The 24,004-nt window shown below is 73.0% G+C and carries 15 protein-coding genes and 1 pseudogene; 13 read left to right on the plus strand and 3 right to left on the minus strand.

All coding sequences use genetic code 11. The features are described 5' to 3' along the window. Positions 1-14 precede the first annotated feature (14 nt). The 6 genes from O7623_RS12185 (at position 15) to O7623_RS12210 (ending at position 7,198) form a co-directional block, all read left to right on the plus strand. Positions 15-1,418: an FAD-binding oxidoreductase gene (locus O7623_RS12185; RefSeq protein ID WP_282228722.1), complete on the plus strand. Its 1,404-nt coding sequence runs from the start codon at positions 15-17 to the stop codon at positions 1,416-1,418. Continuing rightward, entirely contained in the window at positions 1,415-2,614 is a 1,200-nt protein-coding gene (locus O7623_RS12190; protein WP_282228723.1) for an aminotransferase class I/II-fold pyridoxal phosphate-dependent enzyme, read from the plus strand. The genes O7623_RS12185 and O7623_RS12190 overlap by 4 nt, the downstream gene beginning before the upstream one ends. 21 nt (positions 2,615-2,635) lie before the next feature. Next, entirely contained in the window at positions 2,636-3,406 is a 771-nt protein-coding gene (locus O7623_RS12195) for a glucose 1-dehydrogenase (protein ID WP_282228724.1), read from the plus strand. Continuing rightward, the gene (locus tag O7623_RS12200) at positions 3,403-4,842 is read left to right on the plus strand and encodes a cation:proton antiporter (RefSeq protein ID WP_282228725.1); all 1,440 of its coding nucleotides are present in this window, start codon (positions 3,403-3,405) and stop codon (positions 4,840-4,842) included. The genes O7623_RS12195 and O7623_RS12200 overlap by 4 nt, the downstream gene beginning before the upstream one ends. Before the next feature lie 14 nt (positions 4,843-4,856). Next, positions 4,857-6,227, plus strand: a complete 1,371-nt coding sequence (locus O7623_RS12205; protein ID WP_282228726.1) for a cystathionine beta-synthase — start codon at positions 4,857-4,859, stop codon at positions 6,225-6,227. 74 nt (positions 6,228-6,301) lie between these two features. Next, positions 6,302-7,198, plus strand: a complete 897-nt coding sequence (locus O7623_RS12210) for a 2-hydroxyacid dehydrogenase (RefSeq protein ID WP_282228727.1) — start codon at positions 6,302-6,304, stop codon at positions 7,196-7,198. Here the strand turns inward: O7623_RS12210 and O7623_RS12215 are convergent. Both O7623_RS12215 and O7623_RS12220 read right to left on the minus strand, forming a co-directional pair. Next, entirely contained in the window at positions 7,188-7,634 is a 447-nt protein-coding gene (locus tag O7623_RS12215) for a hypothetical protein (protein WP_282228728.1), read from the minus strand. The genes O7623_RS12210 and O7623_RS12215 overlap by 11 nt on opposite strands. Further along, entirely contained in the window at positions 7,631-7,927 is a 297-nt protein-coding gene (locus tag O7623_RS12220) for a hypothetical protein (protein ID WP_282228729.1), read from the minus strand. The genes O7623_RS12215 and O7623_RS12220 overlap by 4 nt, the downstream gene beginning before the upstream one ends. On the opposite strand from O7623_RS12220, the pseudogene O7623_RS31350 reads away from it, so the two are divergent. The 3 genes and pseudogenes from O7623_RS31350 to O7623_RS12230 form a co-directional block, all read left to right on the plus strand. After that, positions 7,924-8,037 (plus strand): annotated as a pseudogene (locus tag O7623_RS31350) (GntR family transcriptional regulator); the annotation flags it as partial. The gene O7623_RS12220 and the pseudogene O7623_RS31350 overlap by 4 nt on opposite strands. Before the next feature lie 52 nt (positions 8,038-8,089). Beyond that, complete coding sequence (locus O7623_RS12225) at positions 8,090-8,341, plus strand: winged helix-turn-helix domain-containing protein (RefSeq protein ID WP_282228730.1); 252 nt, start codon at positions 8,090-8,092, stop codon at positions 8,339-8,341. 64 nt (positions 8,342-8,405) lie between these two features. After that, complete coding sequence (locus tag O7623_RS12230; protein ID WP_282228731.1) at positions 8,406-8,957, plus strand: GNAT family protein; 552 nt, start codon at positions 8,406-8,408, stop codon at positions 8,955-8,957. Here O7623_RS12230 and O7623_RS12235 read toward each other — a convergent pair. Next, positions 8,904-9,737, minus strand: coding sequence for a helix-turn-helix transcriptional regulator (locus tag O7623_RS12235; RefSeq protein ID WP_282228732.1), 834 nt, complete (start codon positions 9,735-9,737; stop codon positions 8,904-8,906). The genes O7623_RS12230 and O7623_RS12235 overlap by 54 nt on opposite strands. A 157-nt stretch (positions 9,738-9,894) precedes the next feature. Here O7623_RS12235 and O7623_RS12240 point away from each other — a divergent pair, with 157 nt between their 5' ends. The 4 genes from O7623_RS12240 to O7623_RS12255 all read left to right on the plus strand — a co-directional run bounded on the left by O7623_RS12240 (position 9,895) and on the right by O7623_RS12255 (position 24,001). Next, entirely contained in the window at positions 9,895-10,440 is a 546-nt protein-coding gene (locus O7623_RS12240) for a DUF402 domain-containing protein (RefSeq protein WP_282228733.1), read from the plus strand. Positions 10,441-10,962: 522 nt separating this feature from the next. After that, positions 10,963-22,566 (plus strand): non-ribosomal peptide synthetase, encoded by an 11,604-nt coding sequence (locus O7623_RS12245; protein ID WP_282228734.1) that lies wholly within the window; start codon positions 10,963-10,965, stop codon positions 22,564-22,566. Between the two features lie 13 nt (positions 22,567-22,579). After that, positions 22,580-23,056: a rhodanese-like domain-containing protein gene (locus tag O7623_RS12250; RefSeq protein ID WP_282228735.1), complete on the plus strand. Its 477-nt coding sequence runs from the start codon at positions 22,580-22,582 to the stop codon at positions 23,054-23,056. 69 nt (positions 23,057-23,125) lie between these two features. Then, the gene (locus O7623_RS12255; protein WP_282228736.1) at positions 23,126-24,001 is read left to right on the plus strand and encodes an ABC transporter substrate-binding protein; all 876 of its coding nucleotides are present in this window, start codon (positions 23,126-23,128) and stop codon (positions 23,999-24,001) included. Positions 24,002-24,004: the final 3 nt, after the last annotated feature.

Consider the following 24,004-nt stretch of genomic DNA (forward strand, 5'->3'; position numbering starts at 1 on the left):
GGAGGAAACACGCCGTGACGTTCACCGCCGAGGTACGGCAGATCGTTGGCGACGAGCACTGTCTGGAAGGACCGGATCTCGATCCCCGCTACGCACAGGACCTCTGGGGCAGCGACCGCGTCGGCGACCCCCGGCTGGTGGTCCGACCGGCCGACACGCGGCAGGTGTCGCAGCTGCTGCGACTCTGCTCGGCACACGGCCGGCCGGTCGTGCCGCAGGGCGGCATGACCGGCCTGGTCTCCGGTGGGGTGCCCGGTCCCGACGAGGTGGTGCTGTCGCTGGAGCGGATGAACACCATCGAGGAACTCGACCCGACCACCCGGACCATGACCGTCCAGGCCGGCTGCACCCTCGCCCAGGTGCAGGACCTCGCCGCCGAGCACGGGCTGATGTTCCCGCTCGACGTGGCGCCGAGGGCGACCGCCACCATCGGCGGCAACGTGGCGACGAACGCCGGCGGGCTCCGCGTCCTGTTGTACGGCATGATGCGCGACCTGGTCCTCGGCGTCGAGGCGGTGCTGGCCGACGGCACGGTGATCGACGGTCTGCACAAGCTGGTCAAGAACAACGCCGGATACGACCTGAAACACCTCTTCATCGGTACGGAGGGCACCCTGGGGGTGGTGACCCGGGCGACGCTGCGGCTCTCCCCCGCCCCTACCACCCGCTACGCCGCGATGTGCGGGTTGCCGGGCCTGGACGCGGCCCGCGAACTGCTGCACCGGTTGCAGTCCGGACTGCCCGGCATGATCAGCGCCTACGAGGCGATGTGGGACAGCGCCTACGAGGTGCTGCTCCCGCTGGCGGACGAGATGGTCCTGCCACTCAAGGGCAGCTACCCCATGTACGTACTGGTCGAATGCTCCGGTGTGGACGCAGAGCGGGACTTCGAACGGTTCTCGGCAGCGCTCGCCGGCAGCGGCGACATCGTCTCCGAGTCGGTGCTCGCCCGGACACCGCAGGAGGTCGGCGCGCTCTGGGCGGTCCGGGAGCGGATCCCCAAGGAGGTGCTGAAGATGCAGCCGCTGTTCGGTTTCGACCTCAGTCTGCCCGCCGCCCGGTTGGCGCGCTACCTGCAGGAGATCCAGGAGGAGCTGCGTAGCCACTGGGCGGCCGTGCGGCTCATCGTCTTCGGTCATCTCGGCGACGGCAACGTCCACATCGCGGTGGTGACGGGCGAGAGCACCCGGCAACGCAAGTCACAGGTGGAGGAGATCGTCTACCGGGCCATCGCCCGCCACGAGGGGTCCATCTCGGCCGAACACGGCATCGGTTTCGAGAAGCTGCCCTATCTCGGCTACTCCCGCAAGCCGACGGAGATCGCGCTGATGCGGTTACTGAAGCAGACCCTCGACGCCGGCAACATCCTCAACCCGGGCCGGGTCCTGCCGGTGCAGCCCGATGGAGGTCGGAGTTGACCACCAGCCAGCAGGCCCCACTGCAAGCCGCACCGCAGGCCCCACTGCGGGCCGCGATGCGACCGTTCGGCGTCTCGGTCTTCTCCCGGGTGACCGAACTCGCCACCCGGCACTCGGCGATCAACCTGGCCCAGGGATTCCCCGACTTCGACCCGCCGGCGGCCCTGATCGGGGCCGCCGAGGAGGCGATGCGCCAGCACGTCAACCAGTACGCGCCCAGCCCGGGACTGCCCGTACTGCGCCGGGCGGTGGCGGCGCACAGCGAACGCCACTACGGCGTCGGCTACGACCCGGACACCGAGGTGACCATCACCGCAGGAGCCACCGAGGCAATGTGGTCGGCCACGACGGCGCTGCTCGAACCAGGTGACGAGGCGGTGATCATCGAGCCGTACTACGAGACGTACGCGCCGTGCGTGGTGGCGGCCGGCGGGACGGTACGGTTCGTCCCGACCACGTTCCCGGACTTCCAGATCGACCTGGATCGGCTGGCCGCGGCGTTCAGCCCGCGTACCCGGCTGGTCTTCGTCAACTCGCCCGGCAACCCGAGCGGTCGGCTGATCACCCCGGAGGAGTACGTCGTCCTCGCTGAGCTGGCCGAACGCTACGACGCGTACCTGATCTCCGACGAGACGTACGAACATCTGACCTACGACCGCCGCTCGCACCTACGGGCGTCGGCGGTGCCCGGCTGCCGGGACCGGACCCTGGTCCTGTCGTCGGCCTCCAAAACGTTCAGCGCGACCGGCTGGCGGGTCGGCTGGGTCCTGGCACCGCCGCCGGTCACCGAGGCGATCCGCCGGGTCCACCAGTTCGTCACCTTCGCCGCTCCATCGCCCCTGCAGTGGGCGGTGGCGGCGGCGCTGGACGCCAGCGGGTACGACGACTACCTCGACGAGCTGGCCGCCGATTACCACGCCCGCCGCGACGTGCTGCTGAGCTACCTCGCCCGGACCGAGTTGTCGGCCGTCGCCCCCGAAGGCGGGTACTTCGTGATGGCGCGCTGCCCCGGTGACGACGTCGCCTGGTGCGAGGACCTCGCTGCCCGGGTACGGGTCGCGGCGATCCCGGGCTCGGCCTTCTACCACGACCGCAGCGGCGGCCGGGACCTGGTGCGGTTCGCGTTCTGCAAGCAGTTGCCGACCCTGCACGAGGCCGGCGCCCGGTTGACCGGACAAACCATGCCGACGGGCTGAACCGGCACACAGGAGGACTTCATGCGGTTCACGGACCAGGTCGCGGTGATCAGCGGTGGTACCGGAGGCATCGGCACCGCCATCGCCCGCCGGCTGCTCGACGAGGGTTCCCACGCGGTCGTGGTGACCGGTCGCGACGAGCGGCGGGGCACCGCCGCCGCACGTGCGCTCGGCGCCGGCGCCCACTTCCGCGCCCAGGACGTCACCGACGAGAAGGGCTGGTCGGTGCTGCTGGCCGAGGTCGTGGAACGGTTCGGCCGGCTGGACGTGCTGGTCAACAACGCGGGTACGGCGTCCGACGGCACACCGCAGGACATCGGTTCCATCTCGTTGCAGAGTTGGCACCGGCTGTTCGCCACGAACCTCGACGGCGTCTTCCTCGGCTGCCGGGCGGCGGTCGAGGTGATGGCGGCGGCCGGCGGCGGTTCCATCGTCAACGTGTCGTCGACCGCCGCGCTGATGTCGACGCCCCGGTTCGTGGCGTACGGGGCGGCGAAGGCCGCCGTCACCCAGCTGACGAAGTCGGTGGCGGTGCACTGCGCCCGGCTCGGCAACGGGGTCCGGTGCAACTCGGTGCACCCGTCGCTGATCGGCACCGACCTCGGCGACGACATCCTGCGGATGTTCGACGACGACGTCGAGCAGGCCCGGTCGACGTACCTGACCCGGGTGCCCATGGGGCAGTTGGGCACCCCGACCGACGTCGCCGCCGCCGTGGCCTACCTGGCCAGTACCGACGCCGCCTACGTCACCGGCGCCCAGATCGTGGTGGGCGGTGGCCTGGGGGTATGAGCATGGACGTCGACGAACCACGAACACCCGACCATCCGCGGGTCGGCCGGATCCGTACGCCCGCCACGTACCTGTTGGTCGTGGTGCTGCCGTTGCTGGCCGTGGTGGCCCTGGTCGGCACCGCCGGCCGGTGGACGGGCCCGACCGGCGGGGGCACCGACGGTACGCACGGCGCCGACGGGTTGCTGGGCCGGCTGCTGCTCGCGGTGGCGATCATCGTGGCGTCGGCGGCGGCCGGCGGCACCCTGGCCCGCAGGCTCGGGCAGCCCGCCGTACTCGGCGAGCTCACCGTCGGGCTGTTACTGGGACCGTCGGCGCTGGGTGCGGTGCTGCCAGCCGCGCAGCAGTGGCTCTTTCCGGCGTTCATCCTGCCGCACCTGGACGCGCTGGCTCAGCTGGGTGTCATCCTCTTCATGTTCCTGGTGGGCGGGGAGCTCGACGTCCGACTGCTGCGCCGGGCCGGCGGCCGAGGTCTGGTGATCGGACACGCCGCGGTCGTGGTGCCGCTGCTGGCCGGGGTGGTGTTCGCGCTGACCCTGGCCGGGTCCTACCGGCCGGACGGGGTCGCGAAAACCTCGTTCACCCTGTTCATCGGCGTCTGCTTCGCGATCAGCGCGTTCCCGGTGCTCGCCCGGATCCTCGTCGAGCAGGGGTTGATCCGTACGCCGTTGGGGACCACCGGGCTGACCGCCGCCGGGGTCGGCGACGTCACCGCGTGGTGTCTGCTGTTGGTGGTGGTCACCGGCCTGCGTGGCACGTCACCGGCGGCGGCGATCCGGTCCGCCATACTGGTGGCGCTGTTCACCGCCGTGATGCTGTTGTTCGTCCGGCCGCTGCTGGCTCAGCTGCTCGCCTGGGCCGAACGTGATGGCCGACCCGGCGCCGGGCTGTTCACCGCGCTCATCGCGCTGGTACTGGTCTGCGCGCTGGCCACCGAGCTGATCGGGGTACACGCGATCTTCGGTGCCTTCCTGGCCGGCGTGGTGATGCCCCGGGGCTCAGCGACCGCCCGCGAACTGTACACCCGGGTCGAGGGGGTCGCGATGTGGCTGATGCTGCCGGTCTTCTTCGTCGTCATCGGGCAGCAGATCGACCTGACCGCGCTGCGCCTGGGCGACCAGTGGTGGCTGTGCCTGGCGATCCTGGTGATCGCCGTGGCCAGCAAGGTCACCGGAGCCGCGGTGGCCACCGTGGCCAGCGGCGGGAGCCGCCGCGACGGCCTCGCGTTCGGCGTGATGCTGAACTGCCGGGGCCTGACCGAACTCATCGTCCTCAGCATGGGCCTGCAACTCGGCGTGCTGAACCACGAGCTGTTCGCCATGTTCATCGTCATGGCGTTGCTGACCACCGCGATGACCGGACCGTTGCTGCGCCGGGTCGTTCCGGCCAGCGTCCGGTTCGCCGCGGCCGACATCCAGCCGACCCGACCCCGCTAGGCAGGTGACCTCAGATGGACTACCGGAAATCTATCCTCGACCTCATCGGACGTACCCCGTTGCTGCAGCTCAGCTCGGTGCCCGACGGCCGGACACCGCTGATCCTCGCGAAGGTGGAGTACCTGAATCCCGGCGGTTCGGTGAAGGACCGCATCGGCCTGACGATGATCGAGGCCGCCGAGGAATCCGGCGAGCTCAAGCCGGGCGGCACCATCGTGGAGCCGACCAGCGGCAACACCGGGGTGGGGCTGGCTCTCGCCGCGCAACGGCGCGGCTACCGCTACATCTTCGTCTGCCCGGACAAGGTCAGCAGCGACAAGATCAACGTCATGCGGGCGTACGGCGCGGAGGTGGTGACCTGCCCGACCGCCGTACCGCCGGACCACCCGGAGTCCTACTACCGGGTGTCGGACCGACTGGTCCGGGACACCCCTGGCGCGTGGAAGCCCGACCAGTACGCCAACCCGAACAACGCCCGGGCGCACTACCTGTCCACCGGGCCCGAGGTGTGGGAACAGACCCGGGGCCGGGTCACCCACTTCGTCGCGGGCGTCGGCACCGGCGGCACTGTCACCGGCACCGGCCGGTTCCTCAAGGAACGGTCGGCCGGCCGGGTACGGGTGATCGGCGCCGACCCGCAGGGCTCGGTGTACTCCGGCGGCGACGGCCGGCCGTACCTCGTCGAAGGCGTCGGTGAGGACTTCTGGCCGACCTCCCTGGATCGTTCGGTGCTCGACGAGGTGATCGCGGTCAGCGACGCCGAAGCGTTCGCCATGACCCGGCGGCTCGCCCGCGAGGAGGGCCTGCTGGTGGGTGGATCGTCCGGGATGGCGGTGGCGGCGGCGCTGCGGGTCGCCGACCGGGCCGGGCCCGACGACGTCATCGTCGTGCTGCTGCCCGACAGCGGGCGGGGCTACCTGTCCAAGGTGTTCAACGACGAGTGGCTGGCCGCCCACGGCTTCGACCTGCCCGGAGCGCAGGGCACCCGGGTCGGTGACCTGCTGGCCGCCAAGGACGACGCCGTACCCGCGTTGGTGTGGGCCTCCCCGGAGCACACCCTCGGCGACGCGATCGACCTGATGCGGCGCAACGGGGTCTCCCGGCTGCCGGTGTTCAACCAGCCGCCGCCGGTACGCGCGGCGGAGGTCGTCGGCGCCGTTCACGAGGACGACCTGCTCAAGTCGATCCTCGATGGCCGCGCGACCGCCGGCGACCGGGTCGGGGACCACCTCGCCGCGCCGCTGCCGATCGTCGGCGTCCGTGAGCCGGTACGGGCGGTGCTCGACGGCCTGACCCGCAGCGGCGCGGTGCTGGTGCTGGCGGACGGGCAGCCGTGCGGTGTGCTCAGCTACCAGGACGTGCTCGGCCACTTCGTCGGCAGTTGACCACCGGCCGGCCGGGCTCGACAGCACGGCCAGACCCGACGGCACGGCCAGACCCGGCAGCACGATCGCTGACCGTGCTGGTGCCGGATGAGCGCGGCGTGGCGGTCCTCGGCACCCTCCCTGGCGTACGGCCGGTTCGCTATCCGGAGCGCGGCCCGCTGCCCGACGCCGCCCGGTCCGCCGACGTACTGGTGGTCGCCTTCGGCTCGGAGACCTGGCTGGCTCCGCTCTGCGCCGACCTGCCGCGCCTGCGGCTGGTGCAGACCCTGTACGCCGGTGCCGACGGGTGGGCACGGTTGCTGCCGGACGGGGTACTGGTGTCCAACGCGCGGGGGGCGCACGGACCGCCCACTGCCGAGCTGGCCGTCGCGCTGCTGCTGGCCGTCTACCGGGACCTGCCCGGCTTCCGCGACGACCAGGCTGCCGGCCGATGGCGGCGACGGACCACGGACACCCTGTCCGGCAAGCGGGTCCTCGTCCTCGGTGCCGGCGACCTCGGCGGCAGCCTGCGCCGGCTGCTGGTCGCCTTCGACACGACGGTCACCCTGGTCGGGCGGCGGCCGCGGCCCGAGGTACGGACGTTGACGGACCTGCCCGAGCTGCTACCCGACCACGATGCCACGGTGGTGATGCTGCCGTACACTCCGGACACTCATCGGCTGGTGGACCAGCGGTTCCTGGCCCTGATGCCGGACGACGGGGTGCTCGTCAACGTGGCCCGTGGTGGCATCGTCGACACCGACGCCCTGCTGGCCGAGCTCACCACCGGCCGGCTCCGGGCAGCTCTGGACGTGACCGAACCCGAACCGCTGCCGGCCGGACATCCGCTCTGGACAGCACCCGGAGTGCTCATCACCCCGCACGTCGGCGGCTACGTACACGATTTCCGCGAACGCGGCTGGCAGGTGGTTGCCGCCCAGATTGCCCAGTTCGCCGCCACCGGCCGGACGGACAACCTGGTCACGCGGTGACCCGACGCCGCAGCGGTGTCACGGCGGCGACCATCGCGTCGACCTCGCGCAGCAACGCGTCGTAGCCGGCCGGGCTGGGCTGCTCGTCGCTGACCAGGGCGACGGTCAGCAGCGTCTGTACGGAGACGTTCTCGGCGGTGGCCGGCAGCGTGTCGTGCCCGCCGAGCGCCGCGAGGAGCAGATTCTCCGCAACCGTCGGGTCGACCAGGGTGCGCTCGGGGTCGAACCGCTCCCGGACGCTGGCCACGAACCGGATCACCGCCGCTGGGTCGTCACGGCGGAACCGCCGGTCGACGCAGAGCACGAACAGCCCGCTGAGCAGGTCAAGATAGTGCTGCCGCTCGGCGTCGGTGAACCGCTGGACCCGCCGGTCGTGGGCACCCACCTGCCCGGCCATCAGGTACGTCAGCGCCGCCACCGGCTGGCTGGCCGTCACCGCCCCATCTCCCGCTTCACGTTGCCCCACAGTTCCTGGCGCGCCAGCTGCCAGCGGGTGCGGAACCGCAGGTGCCGCCGGTGCGCGGCGACCACCGTCGCCGCCATCCGGGTGCCGACGACGACGGCGTCACCGTTCGGCCCGGTCATCGGCCGCACCGCCGCCAGCCGGGCGGTCCGCGCGGCCGGCGGATCGGCACCGGTGTCGAGGGCGTCAACGTAGCGGTCGAGGGCACCGCTGCCGAGATCGAGGCTGATCTCGACGTCACCCAGCCGGCCCAGTGCGGCGGTCAACTACAGTGGTCCGCCAAGCCGTGCTCGTCCTACAGACGCAGGGCATCGTGCAGGGCGTACACGGGCTTGGGGTGTTCGTCGCCGACCGCGACGAGGCCGCCGGGTCGTAGGTGGCGCTGGCGCATCAGGCGTACCGTCGGCGGGCCGCCCACGGGAGGGTCAATGACGGTTGCGCCTCAGTGGGAGCAGGTCGCGGACGACATCCGCGCGCAGATCGAGTCCGGTGAGCTCCGTCCCGGCGATCGACTGCCGCCCATCGACCAGCTGCGGGAACGTCATCGGGTCGCCGCCTCGGTCATCCGCCAAGCCGTCCTCGCCCTGCAGGCGGAGGGCGCGGTCCGGGGCGTACCCGGGGTGGGTGTCCGCGTTGCCGACCACGAGGGAACCGTCATTGTTCTTAAACCGCCGGTTTGACGACAATGGCGGTTCCCTCGATGCCGTCGACGCCCGATTCGGCAGCCGGCGATAGGCTGCGCTGATGCAAGATCCCACGCGACCGCCAGTGCAACTGCCGGCGCAACCGCAGGTGCGACGCGCGACTGTCCCCGACGCACCCGCCCTGGTACGACTCCGGGTCGTCATGCTGCAGGACATGGGCGCGCCGGTCGGCGACGAATCGGCAACCTGGCGCTCGGCGGCCCTCGACTGGTTCACCCGGTCACTCGGCGACCCGGGGATGTTCGCGGCGTTCGTGGTCGACGACCCGCAGCACGGCATCGTCAGCGGCGCCGTCGGCCTGTGCGACCGGCACGCCCCCTCCCCCGGCAACCCGGGCGGACTGCGCGGGCACCTGTTCAACGTGTGCACCGAGCCGGACCATCGAGGCCGCGGCTACGCGCGCGACTGCGTACGGGCGCTGCTGGACTGGTTCGCCACCGAGACCAGTGTCAGTGTCGTCGACCTGAACGCCACCGCCGGCAGCGGCAACCTGTACCAGTCGATGGGTTTCGCCCCGTCCCGCCACCCGGCGCTGCAGCTACGCCGCGACCAGATGAACGCTCACGCTGGCCCGCCGCACACGACCGCCTGACCACCGCCCGCCCCTCAGCATCCGCCCCACCAGCGTCACTGTGTCGTGGTGCCCTTCAACAGGTCGAAAATTCGACGTCGCCATCCCGGCGCACCCAATCGCCTCCTGCAGATAGCGGCGCGACTCGGCACGCCGCTCCGCGTCCAGCGCGAGCCAGCCGATCCAGGCTTCCAGGTCGCCGAGGTTGCTCTGCAGCGCGTCGCCGACCTGCCGTGGGTAGGTGGCCTCCCGCTCCCAGCGGGTCAGCCGGCGGTGCATGGCGATGGCGACGTCGCAGAGTTTGCCGCCGCCGGCCGCCGCGTCGGCCCGCTCAAGGCTCGCGATGGTGGCCGACACCTGCTGCAGGTGCTCCATGCTCAGGTGCTGCGGCACGTCCGGGGCGGTGATCCAGTCCCGCAGCGGGCTGGCGATGCCCAGACCCGCCAGAACGGCATTGATCGTGAACGCACGCCGGTCCGTAAGATCACCTCCATTGTCGTCCCCCGATGTAACGGTACCGCCCCAATCGTCGATGTCCAGAGATCGATTTTCTGGCTCCCCGGCGAGCAGGGCATCGAGTTGATCGACCGAGGTGCCGAGCGCTTCCGCGAGTCGCGCCCGAGTGAGCGGGTGTGGCTCAGCCTTACCCTGGTCCCACCGGGCGACGGTGGTCCGGTCGACCTGCAGGCGCTCGGCCAGCCCTTCCTGACTGAAGCCGGCCGCCCTGCGCCTCCTGATGAAACTGTCCCGCCGTTCGGTCGACTGGACGCCCTCCCGTCGCGGCCCGTGTCCAGGGTGCACACAAGTAACGCAGATCGGAGAGATCAATTCTACGGGCTGTGGACAACTCGCACTCGCCACCTTCGTGGAATTTCCACGGCCCTCAGCTGACGAATAGCATCCAGCGCTTCGGGAACTCCGTACCGGATAGCTCTTTACCTGCGGCACCATGCCATGCATGGACGACATGAGCATCGACGGACTGGCACCGGTCACGGTGATACGCAACGGTGAGATACGTGCAGCGGGACGGCGGCTCGACGACGTCATCGTCTACGACTGGGGCTTCCAACTCAACGGACGGCACCACGAGCAGCGCAGCTACGTCCTGCTCGATGACGGATTCCAGATCAACCAGCCGGTGATCTTTCCACCGGCACAGCAAGGGTGGTGGTACTGCGACCTGGTCCGGGTGTCAGGCACCGACACCGAGATCGTCGTCGACGACCTCTGGATCGACGTCATCGTCGGACCACCCGACCATCCCTACCGGGTGCTCGACCTCGACGAGTACGCCGCAGCGGCCCAGGATGGCGCGTTGACGCCGGCCGAGGCGGCCGACGGGCTCGTCCGTACTCAACGTTTTCTCGACCGCCGGCTGAACCGACGTCACGAGACCCTGCGCACCTGGCCCGACTTCCCGCCGGAAACCGTCACCACGCTCGCCGCCCTGCGTTTCGAACGTCGCTGGACCCGTCTCACCGGACTACCCGAGTGGGCTTGACCCGTAAGCCCGTTCGCCCTGTCGGCTCGTTCAGCCCATGAGACCAGTGACCCCCCTGGAACCTGCGGACAAAAATCGTGGGTGGCGAGCCAACAGCGTCAGGAGGCACAAGTGAGCGGAACGGGCAGCGGTTGGCAGGCGTACTCGGGGGCCGTCGACGACCACGTGGACCTGCCTCCGGTCGGGCCTGGCCGCGTCGTCGGCGTCGGCGCCATCTGCGACCTCCGACCGCATCCGGCCGATGAGGCGGACACACAGAGCTTCTCCGTAGGCGAGTGACGATGAGACCGCCGAGGCGCATCCCTGGTCGTGGCTGGCTGACCTCGCACGCTCCCGTGGTCTGGACGTGGTCGCCGACGACCTGCGGGCTCTACCGTACGAGGTGGTCCTCACCGACGACGTGACCCACTGGCTCGCACGCGGGTGACGCTCGACGGCGGCCCGTATCCGGGACCCGGGATCCGCCGCGTTCCGGCCGGTCGGACCAGGTGGGGTGTCGACCGGCTCGGCTAGGGTCTGGCCGTGCTGATCACGGACGGGCCCAACGGCGAGAAACACCTGCTCGATGTGCTGATCGCAGCCGCCGACACCGCCCCCGATCAGACGATCACGCACGTACGCGGAGACGGGGCCGAACGCGTCGTCACGCACCGACAGCTGCGCGACGAGGCGCTGAAGGTCGCCGGTGGGCTGCACGAGGCAGGGATTGCGGCCGGCACACCGGTGATCCTGCTGGCCGATGCCGGCGACGACTTCCAGCCGATGTTCTGGGGCGCGCTGGCGGCCGGGCTGGTGCCCGTACCGCTGCCGGCGGAACCGACCCGGGTGGCCGGCGTGCGTGACCTGCTCGGCGGCGTACCGGTGATCGTCGACGACGCCTGCGCCCCGGTCGCGCAAGCAGCCGACGCGCCGGCGCTGCACCTCGCCACCCTACGGGCCGACGGGCGGACGCCGCGTCGGCTGCCGGCACCCGACCCTGACGAACCCGCGTTCCTGCAGTTCTCCTCCGGCAGCACCGGCACCCCGCGGGGCGTCGAACTGCGGCACCGCAACGTGCTGGCCAACCTGCGGCAGATCGGCCAGGCCGCCGCACTGACCGCCGACGACGTCTCGGTGAGCTGGATGCCGTACTTCCACGACATGGGGTTGATCGGCACCCACCTGGCGCCGCTGGCCGCCCGGCTGCGGCAGGTCCGGATCGGCCCGCTGACGTTCGCGAAACGGCCGCTGCTGTGGTTCAGCGTCGCGCACCGGCACCGGGCCACGCTGCTGTCGGCCGCCAACTTCGCCCTCGCCCTGGCCGTCCGGCGGGTGCCGGCCGAGGCTCTGGCCGGGCTGGACCTGAGCGCCGTACGGCTGATGATGGTCGGCGCGGAGCCGATCTCGCCGGTGGTGTGGCGGGCGTTCGTCGAACGGACCCGGCCCGCCGGGCTCGACCCGGCCGCACTGCAACCGGTGTACGGGCTGGCCGAGGCGACCCTTGCCGTCACCGTCCCGCCGCTGGGCGAAACCGCCGTACCGGTGCGGGTGGACCGGGCGGCGCTCGCCGCCGGCACGGTGCAGCCGGCCGGCGAGGGCGACCCGGGCGCGGTGGGGTTCATGGACGTCGGGCTGCCGGTGCCCGGCTGCCAGGTACGCATCGTCGACGACGCCGGCAACGTCGTCGGAGGCGACGGAGCCAGCCAGCTCGTCGGAGCCGACGAGGCCGGCCGGGACCTCGGTGACAGCCGGGTCGGCCGGATCGAGGTACGCGGCCCGAATGTGGCAGCCGGCTATCACGGTGATCCGGCGGCGACCGCCGAGGTGTTCGTGGACGGTTGGCTGCGTACCGGTGATCTGGGTTTTTTGCGCGACGGCCGGCTCTGCGTGACCGGCCGGTCGAAGGACGTGGTCTTCGTCAACGGGCGCACCTTCCACGCCGCCGACCTGGAGGAGGTCGTCGCCGGCACGGCCGGGCTGCCGTCGGGGCGGGTCGCGGTGCTCGGCTGCACCGACCATGCAAGTGGCGCCGAGCGGATCGTGGTGTTCGTGCAGTGGGCCGGCACCATGGCGCCCTCAGCCGACGTCGCCGCGGTGTTGGCGCAGGTGGCGGCCCGGATAGTGGCGGCCACCGGGCACGACCAGGTACGGGTGCTGCCGGTGCCGCCCGGGGCGTTCCCGCGTACCACCAGCGGCAAGCTGCGCCGTCCTCTGCTGCGCCAGCGGTACGCCGCCGGTGACTTCGCCGCCGTCGAGCAACGCTGGGCACCCTCTCCGCTGCCGCCATCACCCGCTCAAGATCCCGACGATCTTGCACTTATCGTTGAACAATCCGGACAAAAGTTCGCGATAACTGCAAGATCGTCGGGGAGGTGGGGGGCGGCGAGGAGCCGCGACGAGGTGGAGCAGGTCGTGCGGGCAGTGTGGGCGAAGGTGCTGCGCCGACCCGCCGACGAGATCGGGTTGCACGACCGGTTCACCACGCTGGGCGGTTCGTCACTGCAGGCGATGGAGGTGCTGGCCGGGCTTGAGGACGCCTTCGGCCGCGAACTCGACCCGGCCGAGCTGCGGGAACGGGCGACAGTGGCGGCGCTGGTCGACCATCTGCTCACCCCGGGGGACGACGCGAACGGCAGGACGAGGCACCCGGCGGGCGGCGCGGCTCAGGGGGTGGCGGACGGCGCAGCCGCCGAGGTCCCTACCCGGTCGGGAGATGAGGTGGCGGTCGTCGGGTTGGCCTGCCGGTTCCCCGGTGCGGACAGCCCCGACGAGTTCTGGCGGCAACTGCTCGACGGGCGCGACAGCGTGAGCGAGATCCCGGCGCAGCGCTGGCAGCAGGACATCGGCACCGCCCGCTGGGGGGCGTTCCTCGACGACCCGGCCGGCTTCGACGCCGACTTCTTCGGCATGTCCGACACCGACGCCGACCACACCGACCCGCACGCCCGGATCTTCCTGGAGCTGGCACACGAGGCGTTGGAACGCGCCGGGTACGCCGGGCCGCGCCGGCACGGCCGCCGGGTCGGGGTGTTCGCGGCGGTCGGCGAGAGCGGCTACGCCGAACTGCTGCGCGCGCAACCGGAGAGTGCCACCCACCCGGCCGCGCTGGTCGGCAACCTGCGCAACCTGATCCCGGCGCGCGTCGCGCAGGCCCTCGACCTGACCGGGCCGGCGATCGCGGTCGACACCGCCTGTTCGTCGGCGCTGGTCGCGCTGCATCTGGCGGTCCGCAGCCTGCGCGACGGCGAATGCGATCTGGCCGTGGTCGGCGGGGTCAACCTCAACCTGACGCCGACCGGGCACCGGCTGCTCGCCGCCGCCGGGGCGCTGTCGGCCACCGGCCGGTGCCGGGTCTTCGACGCCGCCGCCGACGGGTTCGTGCCCGGCGAGGGCGGGGCCGCGCTGGTCCTGGCCCGCGCCGCCGACGCCCGCGCCGCCGGGGACGAACTTCTTGCCCTGGTACGCGGGACCGCCGTCAACAACGACGGCCGCTCGCTGAGTCTGCTGGCCCCGAACCCGTTGCGCCAAGGGGAAGTGATCACCGACGCGTACCGGGACAACGGCGTCGACCCGACCATGGTGTCCTACATAGAGGCACACGGGACGGGTACGGAGCTGGGCGACCCGGTCGAGGTACGGTCGTTGGCGTACGCCTTCCCGCCGCGCCCCGACGGCCGGCCCCGGCTACTCGGCTCGGTCAAGTCGAACCTCGGCCATCTGCTCAACGCCGCCGGGATGCCGGCCCTGGTCAAGGTGATCCTGGCGCTGCGGCACCGGCAACTGCCGCCGTCGCTGCACGTCGAGACTCCGTCGCCCCGGCTCGACCTGGCCGGCGCCGGATTCGAGGTGGTGACCGGCGCACGGGACTGGGTCGGCGACGGTCCGTTGACCGCCGGGGTGAACGCGTTCGGGTTCGGCGGCACCAACGCGCACGCGATCCTGCAGGAAGCCGATCCGGCACCAGCACCCCAGCAGGCCGGTCCGGCACCGCAGCAGGCTGCCGGGGCGGCCAGTGCCGGGCCGTACCTGGTGACCTGCTCGGCGGCGACCGAGGCCGCGTTACGGCAGTCGCTGCGGGACCTCGCCGCCCACCTCGACGCGCATCCGCAGCTGGATCCCGGCGGTGTCTGCGCCACCGTGAACACCGCCCGCGGCGACCGGCCGCACCGGGTCGCCGTCGTCGCCGACAGCACCGCCGGGCTCGCCGCCGCGTTGGCCGCCGCCGCGTCCGGCCCGGTCACCGAGGTGGTACGCCGGCCGCGTACCGCCGTGGTGTCGCTCGACGACACGGCCGACGGCGAGACCGGTCCGGCGGCGGTCTGCCGGCGGCTCGCCGACTGGGGCGTGGTGCCCGACGCCGTCGTCGGTGGCGGTGCCGACCAACTGCGGGCACTGCTCGACCAGGGTTACGACGTGCTGCTCGGCGTCGACGCGCACCGGCTGACCCTGGCCGTACGCGAGGCGTCGCCGGAGTCGGCCGACCGGGTCGAGGTGCTGTCGGTGCCGCCGCCCGACGACGACGGCGGGCTGACCGGGCTGGTCGGGGCGTTGTGGCAGCGCGGGGTCGCCGTCGACCGGGTCCGGACGTCCGGTGGTCGGCGGCGGATCGCCGTACCGACGTACCCGTTCCAGCGGCGCCGACACTGGCTACCGGAGACCACCCGCGACGAGCTGGTCCATCAGGTGCGCTGGTCGCCACTGCCACTGCCACTGCCAGCGCCGGCCGGCCGCTCCCCCGCCTCGGTGCACCTGACCGGGCTGGACAGGGCGCTCGGCGGCCCGCTGGCGGCCGGACTTCGCGACCGGCTGGCCGCCGACGGGGTCGAGATTGCCACCGGGACCGGTGACGCCGAGGTCGTCGTGTACCTGGCCAGCGGCGACCCGTTCGACGTCGACGACGGCGTGGCCGGGCTGGACGCGGCCGTCGACGCCACGCTGCACGGTGTGACGGGGCTGGTCGCCGCGCTGCCCGAGCACGGTTTCCGGCTGCTGGTGATCACCCACGACGCGGTCTGCACCGGGGTGACCGGTGAACGACCGGATCCGGTGCAGAGCCTGGTCACCGGGCTGTCGGCGGCGCTCGCCGACGAACACCCCGACAGTGTGGTGTCCGGGATGGACCTGTCGAGCGCCGATGACCTACCGACCCGGATCGATGCGCTGGCCGCCGAGCTGGCGACCATGGAGGCATCACCAGACCCGGCAGCGGTGGAGTCGCGGCTGGTGGCGTGGCGGGCCGGCCAGCGGCTGGGCCGCCGACTCGTCCCCGCCGCGCCGATCAGCGGCGAGTCCGCCGCCGGCAATCCGAGCGGCGAGGAGCCGACGGACCCGGTCGACGCCGACGGCGTACAGCTGATCGTCGGAGGCGCCGGTGGCGTCGGCGCCGCGCTCGCCGCGGACCTGGCCGCACGCGGACACCGCCGGATCGTGCTCGCCGGCCGCGCCACCGCCGCACCGGACGGGCTGGTCGACCGGCTGCGGGCCCTCGGCGCGCGGGTCGACTACCGCCGCTGCGACATCACCGACGCCGCCGACGTCGACGCGCTGATCGCCGGACTGCCCGACCTCGCCGGGGTGTTCCACGCCGCCGGCGTGGTCCGGCCGGGCCCGCTGCGGTCGAGGTCCGTGGCGCAGCTGCAGGCCGTGCTGGCGCCGAAGGTACGCGGCGGCCATCTGCTGGTCCAGGCGCTGCGCCGGTACGGTCGACGCCCGGCGACCGTGGTGGCGTTCACCTCGGTCAGCGCGCTGCTGCCCGGACTCGCCGGGGCGGTCGGCGACTACGCCGCCGCCAACGCCTTCCTGGACACGTACGCCACTGTCGAGCAGGCTGCTGGCCGGCCGCTGCGTACCGTCGGGTTCTCGGCCCTGGCCGACGCGGGGATGGCGGCTCATCCGGCGCTCGCGGCGCGGTTGGCCGCCCGGGGCCTGCCGGCGTTGCCGTTCTACGACGCCCTGCCGGCGCTGCGGTCGGCGCTGCGCCGACCCGCCGACGCCCACCTGGTCGTCGCCCGGCTGACCGCCGCGAACGCGACTGCGCCCGTCGCCGCGGTGACCGCCGGGCCGCAGGCGGTGCCGAGCGGTGACGCAGGTCGGCAGGTCCACACTCCGGGCGAGATCAGGGACATGCTGCGGCGGCTGCTAGCCGACGCGCTGGACTGCGATCCGGCGCGGATCGACGACGACACGCCGTTTCTCTCCCTCGGCCTGGACTCGCTCACCGCCATCGACCTGGTCAAGACCCTCGAAGGCGAACTCGGCCGGCCGTTGCCGACCATGCTGCTGTTCGAGCACGGCACCATCGCCGCGCTCGTCGACCGGCTCGCCGATCCGCCACCGCAGCCGTCTGCGGTTACCCCGCCGGCCGACGGCGGCGCGGAACCGTTCGCGTTGTCCGGGGTGCAGCGGGCATTCCACACACTGCACCGGCTCTACCCGCACGTGGCCGCGTACGGGTTCGTCCGGCACGCCGTCACCGGGCCGCTCGACGCCGACCTGCTCGGGCAGGCCCTCGACCAGCTGCCGCACCGGCACCCGATGCTGCGGATGCGGTGGGTCGACGGCGACGGCGACGCGACGCCCCGCCAGCTGATCGGCCCGCCGACACCACTGACCGACTGGTACGCCGTCCACGACGCCGGCCAAGCTGGCGGTGACGGTGACGTCGACGCGCTGACCGAACGGCTGTGCAACGAGCCGATCGACCTGACCTGCCGGCCGCCGCTGCGGGCCGTGCTGATCCGTACCGGTCCCGCCGACGCCCAACTGCTGCTGGTGCTGCACCACGCCGCCGGCGACGGCGCCAGCCTGAGTGTGCTCAGCGAGGAGCTGTGGCAGGTGTACGGGGCGCTGGCCGCCGGCCGCGTACCGCAGTTGCCGCCGGTGCCGACGACGTTTCGCGACCACTTGGCCGCTGCCGCCCCGGCGTCTGCGGAGGACCTGGCCTTCTGGCGGGAGACCCTGGCTGCGTGGCCGGCCGGGCTGCGGCTGCCGTGGCGTGACCCGGCCGCACCGCCCGCGCCGCCGTACGCGGCCCATCGGGTCAGCGTCGATCCGCCGACGGTGGCCGCGTTGACCCGGGTGGCCGCCGCCGCGCGGGTGTCGCTGTTCCACCTGCTGCTCGCCGGGTACGCCCGGTGCCTGGCCCGCGCCACCGGGCAGCGCATCGTCACCGTGTCGGTGGCGCGGGCCGGCCGCGACGCCCGCCTGCCCGGCGTCGACCGGGTCGTCGGACCGTTCGCCGACACCCTGCCGCTGACGGTCGACGTCGACCCGGCCGAGCCGGCGGTCGACCTCGCCCACCGGGTCCTGGCCGCCTGGCTGGTCGCGCAGCGGCACGGCACGGTGGACGCGGTCGACCTGGCGCGGGCGACGCCGCGACCTGACGACCCCGCTGGTGGCGGCGTTGGCGGCCGGCCGGTCACCGCGAGCCCGGCCAGTTTCAGCTTCGCCCGTTTCCCGGTCGTGTCCGACGCCGACCTTCCGGTACGGGTGTCGCCGGTCGCCGCCGGCACCGCGTCGGCCGGCACCCGGCTGGGGCTGCTCTGCTGGCAGGACGGTGAACGACTGCGGTTCGCCTGGAACCATCCGGTGGCGTCGCTGGACCGGGCAACGGTGGCCGGGCTGGCCGCCGAGTTCCTCGCCGAGCTGGCTGACCTGGCCAAGCTGGCTGAATCGACGTCTGCGGAGTCCGTTGAGGGCGCGTCGCCGTCGGTGGTGGAGCGGATCGGGCAGGTGTGCCGCCGGCACGCCGACGCGGTCGCCGTCGAGTCCGGCCCGGTACGGATGACGTACCGGCAGTTGGACGGCGCCGCCGACCGGGTCGCCGCCGCGCTGCGCCGCACCGGGGTCCGCGCCGGTGACCTGGTCGGGCTGCTCGCCGCGCGCGGCCCGGCCGCCGTCGCCGCCGTCGTCGGGGTGCTGCGCGCCGGGGCCGGCTGGGTGCCGCTGGACCTCGCCCACCCGCCGGCCCGCCACCGCGACCAGCTGCGGCGTGCCGGCGTACGGGTGCTGCTGCATGACGCGGCGTCCACCGTGCTGGCCGACGCGCTGGACGATGCGCAGGCCGGGCTGAGGGCGGTCGACATCGACACGATCATCGCCAACGAGACCACTGTCGAGCCGGTGGCAGACGGCGCGGCCGCCGCCGACCCGGACGGTACGGCGTACGTCATCTTCACCTCCGGATCGACCGGCCGGCCGAAGGGTGTGCCGGTCAGCCACCGGTCGATGGCGAACTACCTGCGGTGGGCGGTCGACACGTTCGGCTACCACAGCGGTGACCGGCTGGCGCAGACGTCGTCGTGGTGCTTCGACGCCTCGGTCCGGCAACTGCTGGCACCGCTGCTGGTCGGGGCGACGGTCGTCGTCCTGGATCAGCGGCTGCTGCGCGACCCCGATGAGGTGCTGCGCCGCGTCGAACACGACCGGATCACGGTCTGGAGTTCGGTGCCGACCCTGTGGAGCCAGCTGCTGGCGGCGGCGCGGCGGCGTACCGCCTCGGGCGGGCGACCGGACCTGTCGGCGCTGCGCTGGATCCACGTCGGCGGCGAGGCACTGCCTCCCGGGCAGGTACGCGGCTGGTTCGACCTGTTCGGCCCCGGGCACCGGATCACCAACCTGTACGGGCCGACCGAGGCGACCATCAACGCCGCCTGGTTCCTGATCGACCGGCGGCCCGCCGACGGCCTGCGGCGGGTGCCGATCGGCCGGCCGGTGGCCGGTGCGACCCTCGCCGTCGTCGACGCCGACGGGCGGGCCTGCCCGCCAGGAGCCGCCGGCGAGCTGCAGATCGCCGGCCCCGGGTTGACCAGCGGCTATCTGGACGATCCGGAGCAGACTCAGGCGGCGTTCGTCCACCGCGACGGCCGGCGCTGGTACCGCAGCGGCGACCGGGCCCGCGTCGGCCCCACCGGTGACCTGGAGTTCCTCGGTCGGCTCGACGACCAGGTGAAGCTGCACGGCCACCGGATCGAGCCGGGTGAGATCGAAGCGGCGCTGAGCGACCATCCGGCGGTCAGCGGCGCGGCGGTGCTGCACCAGGCGACGCCGTACTCCCGGCTCATCGCGTTCGTGCAACTGGCCGGCGACGTCGCCGACGACCCGACGCCGGTGACGGCCGGCGACCCGACGATCGCCGCCGCGCTGCGCCGGCATCTCGCGGACCGGCTGCCGCCGCAGTGGGTGCCGGCCCGGATCCGACCGGTACGGGCACTGCCGCTGACCGCCACCGGCAAGGTGGACCGGCACCTGCTGGCCGGGCTGCTCGACGACGAGCCGGACCCGGTCGCCGGCGGAGCGCCGTCGCCCGACGACGGGCAGGTGCCGGGCGCTGGCGACGAGCCGCTGCCGAAGGCTGGTGCGGGGCCGCGTACCAGCACCGAACGGCAGGTGGCGCAGGTGTGGCAGGCGGTGCTCGGGGTGCCGACCGTGCACCGCGACGACGACTTCTTCGCTCTCGGCGGTGACTCGATCGTGGCGATCGAGGTCTTCGCCCGGTTGCGGGAGCGGTTCCCGGCCGCGCCCGGCCCGGCCGTCATCTACGACCACCGGACCCTGGCCGGACTGGCCGCCGCGATCGACACGGCCACATCGGGATCCGAGACGGCACCGGACGCGGCACCGGAACCGGAACCGGCACCGGCGGTCGACGCGTACGATCCGCGGCCGTTTCCGCTGTCTGCGGCACAGCGGGGGTTCCTGCTCGCCGAGGCCGCCGCGCCGGGCAGCAGTTCGACCTGGCTGGCCCGGCTGCGGCTGGCCGGTCGGCTGGACCGGCGACGGTTCCAACGGGCCGTCGACAGCGTCGTGGCCCGGCATCCGATGCTGCGGACGGTGTTCCCCGCCGGGGCACGGCCGCCGGTGCAGCAGGAGCTGCCGGCGACGCTGCGGCTACCGGTGCGGTTCGAGCGCGTCGAGTCGGCCGCGCGGGTCGCGGACCTGGTGGCGCGGGAACGGCAGCGGCCGGTGGAGCCGTGGTCCTGGCCGTTGCTGCGGCTGCTGGTGCTGACGCTCACCCCGGACGAGCATGTCCTGGTGGTGCACGCGCACCACCTGATCGGCGACGGCTACAGCGCCGCGCTGCTCGGTCAGGAACTGCTGGCCCGGTACGACGATCCGGCCACCGGCGCGGCGGCACCACCCCGGACCACGTTCCGCGACTACGTCGACTGGCTGCACCGCCAGGTGCCCGATCCGGTGGCGCTGCGCTGGTGGCGGGAGCGGTTCGCCTCGCCGTACCGGCCGCCGACGCTGCGTGCGTCCACCGCCGACGGTGGCGCGCGGGCCCGCACCGGCGGGTTCACCCTGGACGGTACGGTCGCCGCCGGGCTGCGCCGGCTGGCCGCAGCGGCGGGCACCACCGGGTACGCGCCGGTGCTCACCGCGTACCACCGGGGGTTGGTCCGGCTGACCGGCCAGGGTGACCTGGTGGTCGGGCTGACCGTGACCGGCCGCGACCACCCGCTGCCGGACCTGCACCGGCTGTTCGGCCCGTGCGCGGTGCTGCTACCGCTGCGGCTCACCGACACTGCCCGGTCGGGTGACGCCGGGCCAGGTGACGGCAGGTCGGGTGACGGCGGGTTCGGCGCCGACCTGGCGCGGGTGGCCGCCGAGGTGGCCGCCGGCCGCCGGCACGGGCCCGACAGTGTCCCGGCCAGCGTCGACGGCGGCCCGTCCGCGCTGCTCGGGGCCCAGTTCATCTTCAGCTCGTTGGACTTCACCGGGCTCGGACCGACGGCCGCCGGAGGGTTGACCGTCGAGCCGGACGACACCGACAGTGAGCTGGAGCCACCGCCGGTCGGCACCGACGTCCTGCTGACGGTCCGGCCGGTCGGCGACGGGCTGCGGGTCTTCGTACGGGCCGCGTCGGCGGCGATGGACGCCGACCGCCTCGCCGGCTTCGTCGCCGCGATCGAAGCCGACCTGATCAGCGCCGCCGTGGGCACCGACCGGGCCGACACCGACCGGGCCGCCGGCACGACCGGCCCCGACCGGGTGACCAGCGTCGGCACCGCGTTGGACGCGGCGATCGTCGGCTACCTGCCGGCACCGGCGCAGCTGGCCGCGCTGGCCGGGATGTCAGCGGTCGAGCTGCCCCGCGAGCGGATCCGGGAGCTGCTGTTCCCGACCGGGGCACCCCGGCTGCTGGAGGAGCTGGTCACCCCGTTCGGCCGGTCCGGGTTCGTCTGCCTGCCGGTGTTCGCCGACGAGCTCGGCCCGGATCTGGCACCGGTGACCGCCGACGCGGTCCGGCTCGCGGCGCGGGCGGGTGCCCGGTGCGTGTCGATGGCCGGCATGCTGCCGTCGGTCACCGGCTACGGCTTCGACGTGGTCCGGCAGGTCGGCTCGGCGGTCCGGGTGACGACCGGACACGCGGCCACCGCCACCTCGGTGGTGCTGACCACGCTCGCCGCGCTGGCGGCTGCCGGCCGTGACCTGACCGCCGGCCCGTTGGCCGTCGTCGGCCTGGGTTCGATCGGCCGGTCGGCGGTGGAGCTGCTGCTGCGCCACGGCGGGCCACACCCGCCCCGGATCGTGCTGGCGGACCTGCCGGCGAGCCGGCAGCGGCTGGCCGACTACCCGGACCGGCTGCGCCGGCTGGGGTTCCGTGGCGAGCTGGTCTGGGCCGACTCGACCCCGGCCGTCGCGCCGGCCGTGTACGCGGCGGCGACGATCGTGGCGGCGGTGAGCAGTCCGGCCGAGATCGTCGACGTCGACCTGCTGCGGCCGGGTACGGTGCTGGTCGACGACTCGTTCCCGTACTGCGTCGACCCGGGCGCGGCGCTGGACCGGATGCGCCGCGACGGCGACGTGCTGGTGGTCGGTGGTGGCCTGCTCACCTGCGGTACGGTGCGGCGGCTGCTGCCCGCCGGGTTGCCGCCCGTCGCGGTGGCCGGGTACGCCGCCCGGGGCGCCTTGCCGGACGCGGTGGCGTCCTGCCAGGTGGAGTCGCTGCTACAGGCGGCACGGCCGGAGCTGCCACTGGTACACGGTCTGGTGCGGGCGGAGTTGGCGGCGGCGTACTGGTCGGCGGCCCGGGCGGTGGGGATCACGGCGGCACCGTTGCATCTGGCGGGCACACCGGTCGCCGACCTCGTCGCCGGCCGGTTGGGGCGTCGGCGGGCGTTGGGGCAAGGAGGACGGACATGATCACGGAGGAACCATGGTGACCTCGGAATCCGGCACCCCGGAACCCGGCACCCCGGAACCCGGCATCGACCGGCTGCTGGACAAGGTCCGCGGCCGCCTCGACCGGGTCGACGCCCGGACCGCCTACCAGGCCCAGCAGGACGGCGAAGCGGTGCTGGTCGACATCCGTCCGGCCGCTCAACGCGCGGCGCACGGCGAGATCCCCGGGGCGTACGTGATCGAACGCAACGTGCTGGAGTGGCGGCTCGACCCGCACAGCGCGGCACGGCTCGACGTCGCCGACAGCCCTCGGCTGTGGCCGATCGTCGTCTGCCAGGAGGGGTACGCGTCGTCGCTGGCCGCCGCGTCGCTTCAGGACACCGGCCTGCCGCTGGCCACCGATCTGGACGGTGGCTTCGCAGCCTGGCGGGCCTCCGGGCTGCCGGTGATCGAGCCGTCCGGCGCGGCCGTCGATGACGGCGATCATCCGGAGCGGGGCGACGCCCGTTGATCGTCGGGCCGGCGGCTGGTCGAATGTAACCGCCGGCCCGGCGCATCCACCGGACATCGAGGAGCGGTCATGCTCAGCTCACATCGGACGAACGGCCTGCTCGGCGTACTCACCGCCGGCGCGGTGGCGGTCGCACTCGCCGGCTGTTCGCCGCAGACGGAGGACCCACCGGTGGATCCGCCGACGGCGGACGCCTGCGACCCGCAGCGGCTGGACACCGTCGTGCCCGGGACGTTGACCGTCGGCACCGACCAGCCGGCGTACCCGCCGTGGTTCGTCGACGACGCCCCGGAGAACGGCTCCGGGTTCGAGGGGGCGGTGGCGTACGCGGTCGCCAACCAGCTGGGCTACGAGCCGGACAAGGTGACCTGGGTACGGGTGCCGTTCGCCACCGCGATCGCTCCCGGCCCCAAGGAGTTCGACATCGACATCAACCAGTTCTCCATCACCGAGGAGCGGCGGGCGGCGGTCGACTTCTCCAGCCCGTACTACGACGTCACCCAGGCGGTGATCGCGCTGGAGGGTACGCCGGCGGCCACCGCGACGACCCTGGCCGAGTTGCGCGAGGTCAGACTCGGCGCGCAGGTCGGCACGACCAGCTACCGGGCGATCACCGAGGTGGTCGCGCCGGGCACCGAGCCGGCGGTGTTCAACAACAACGACGACGCCAAGGCGGCGCTGCGCAACGGCAGCATCGACGCGCTGGTGCTGGACCTGCCGACCGCGTTCTACGTCACCGCCGCCGAGATCGACGACGCCACCATCGTCGGGCAGCTCGCGCAGCCGTCCGGCCAGCCGGAACAGTTCGGCCTGGTGCTCGACAAGGGATCGCCGTTGACGGCCTGCGTCAGCGCCGCCGTCGACGAGCTGCGCGACAACGGCACCCTGGACAGCTTGCAGGCCGAGTGGCTGGCCGACGTGGCCGGCGCGCCGGTCCTGTCCTGACCG

The organism is Solwaraspora sp. WMMD791, from assembly GCF_029581195.1.
Lineage (GTDB): Bacteria > Actinomycetota > Actinomycetes > Mycobacteriales > Micromonosporaceae > Micromonospora_E.

Bases quoted from the DNA above. Each gene is read 5' to 3' on its own strand.
- O7623_RS12200 (WP_282228725.1), top strand. From the start codon at position 3,403: ATGAGCATGGACGTCGACGAACCACGAACACCCGACCATCCGCGGGTC.
- O7623_RS12195 (WP_282228724.1), top strand. From the start codon at position 2,636: ATGCGGTTCACGGACCAGGTCGCGGTGATCAGCGGTGGTACCGGAGGC.
- O7623_RS12250 (WP_282228735.1), top strand. From the start codon at position 22,580: ATGGTGACCTCGGAATCCGGCACCCCGGAACCCGGCACCCCGGAACCC.
- O7623_RS12205 (WP_282228726.1), top strand. From the start codon at position 4,857: ATGGACTACCGGAAATCTATCCTCGACCTCATCGGACGTACCCCGTTG.
- O7623_RS12230 (WP_282228731.1), top strand. From the start codon at position 8,406: ATGCAAGATCCCACGCGACCGCCAGTGCAACTGCCGGCGCAACCGCAG.
- O7623_RS12225 (WP_282228730.1), top strand. From the start codon at position 8,090: ATGACGGTTGCGCCTCAGTGGGAGCAGGTCGCGGACGACATCCGCGCG.
- O7623_RS12255 (WP_282228736.1), top strand. From the start codon at position 23,126: ATGCTCAGCTCACATCGGACGAACGGCCTGCTCGGCGTACTCACCGCC.
- O7623_RS12240 (WP_282228733.1), top strand. From the start codon at position 9,895: ATGGACGACATGAGCATCGACGGACTGGCACCGGTCACGGTGATACGC.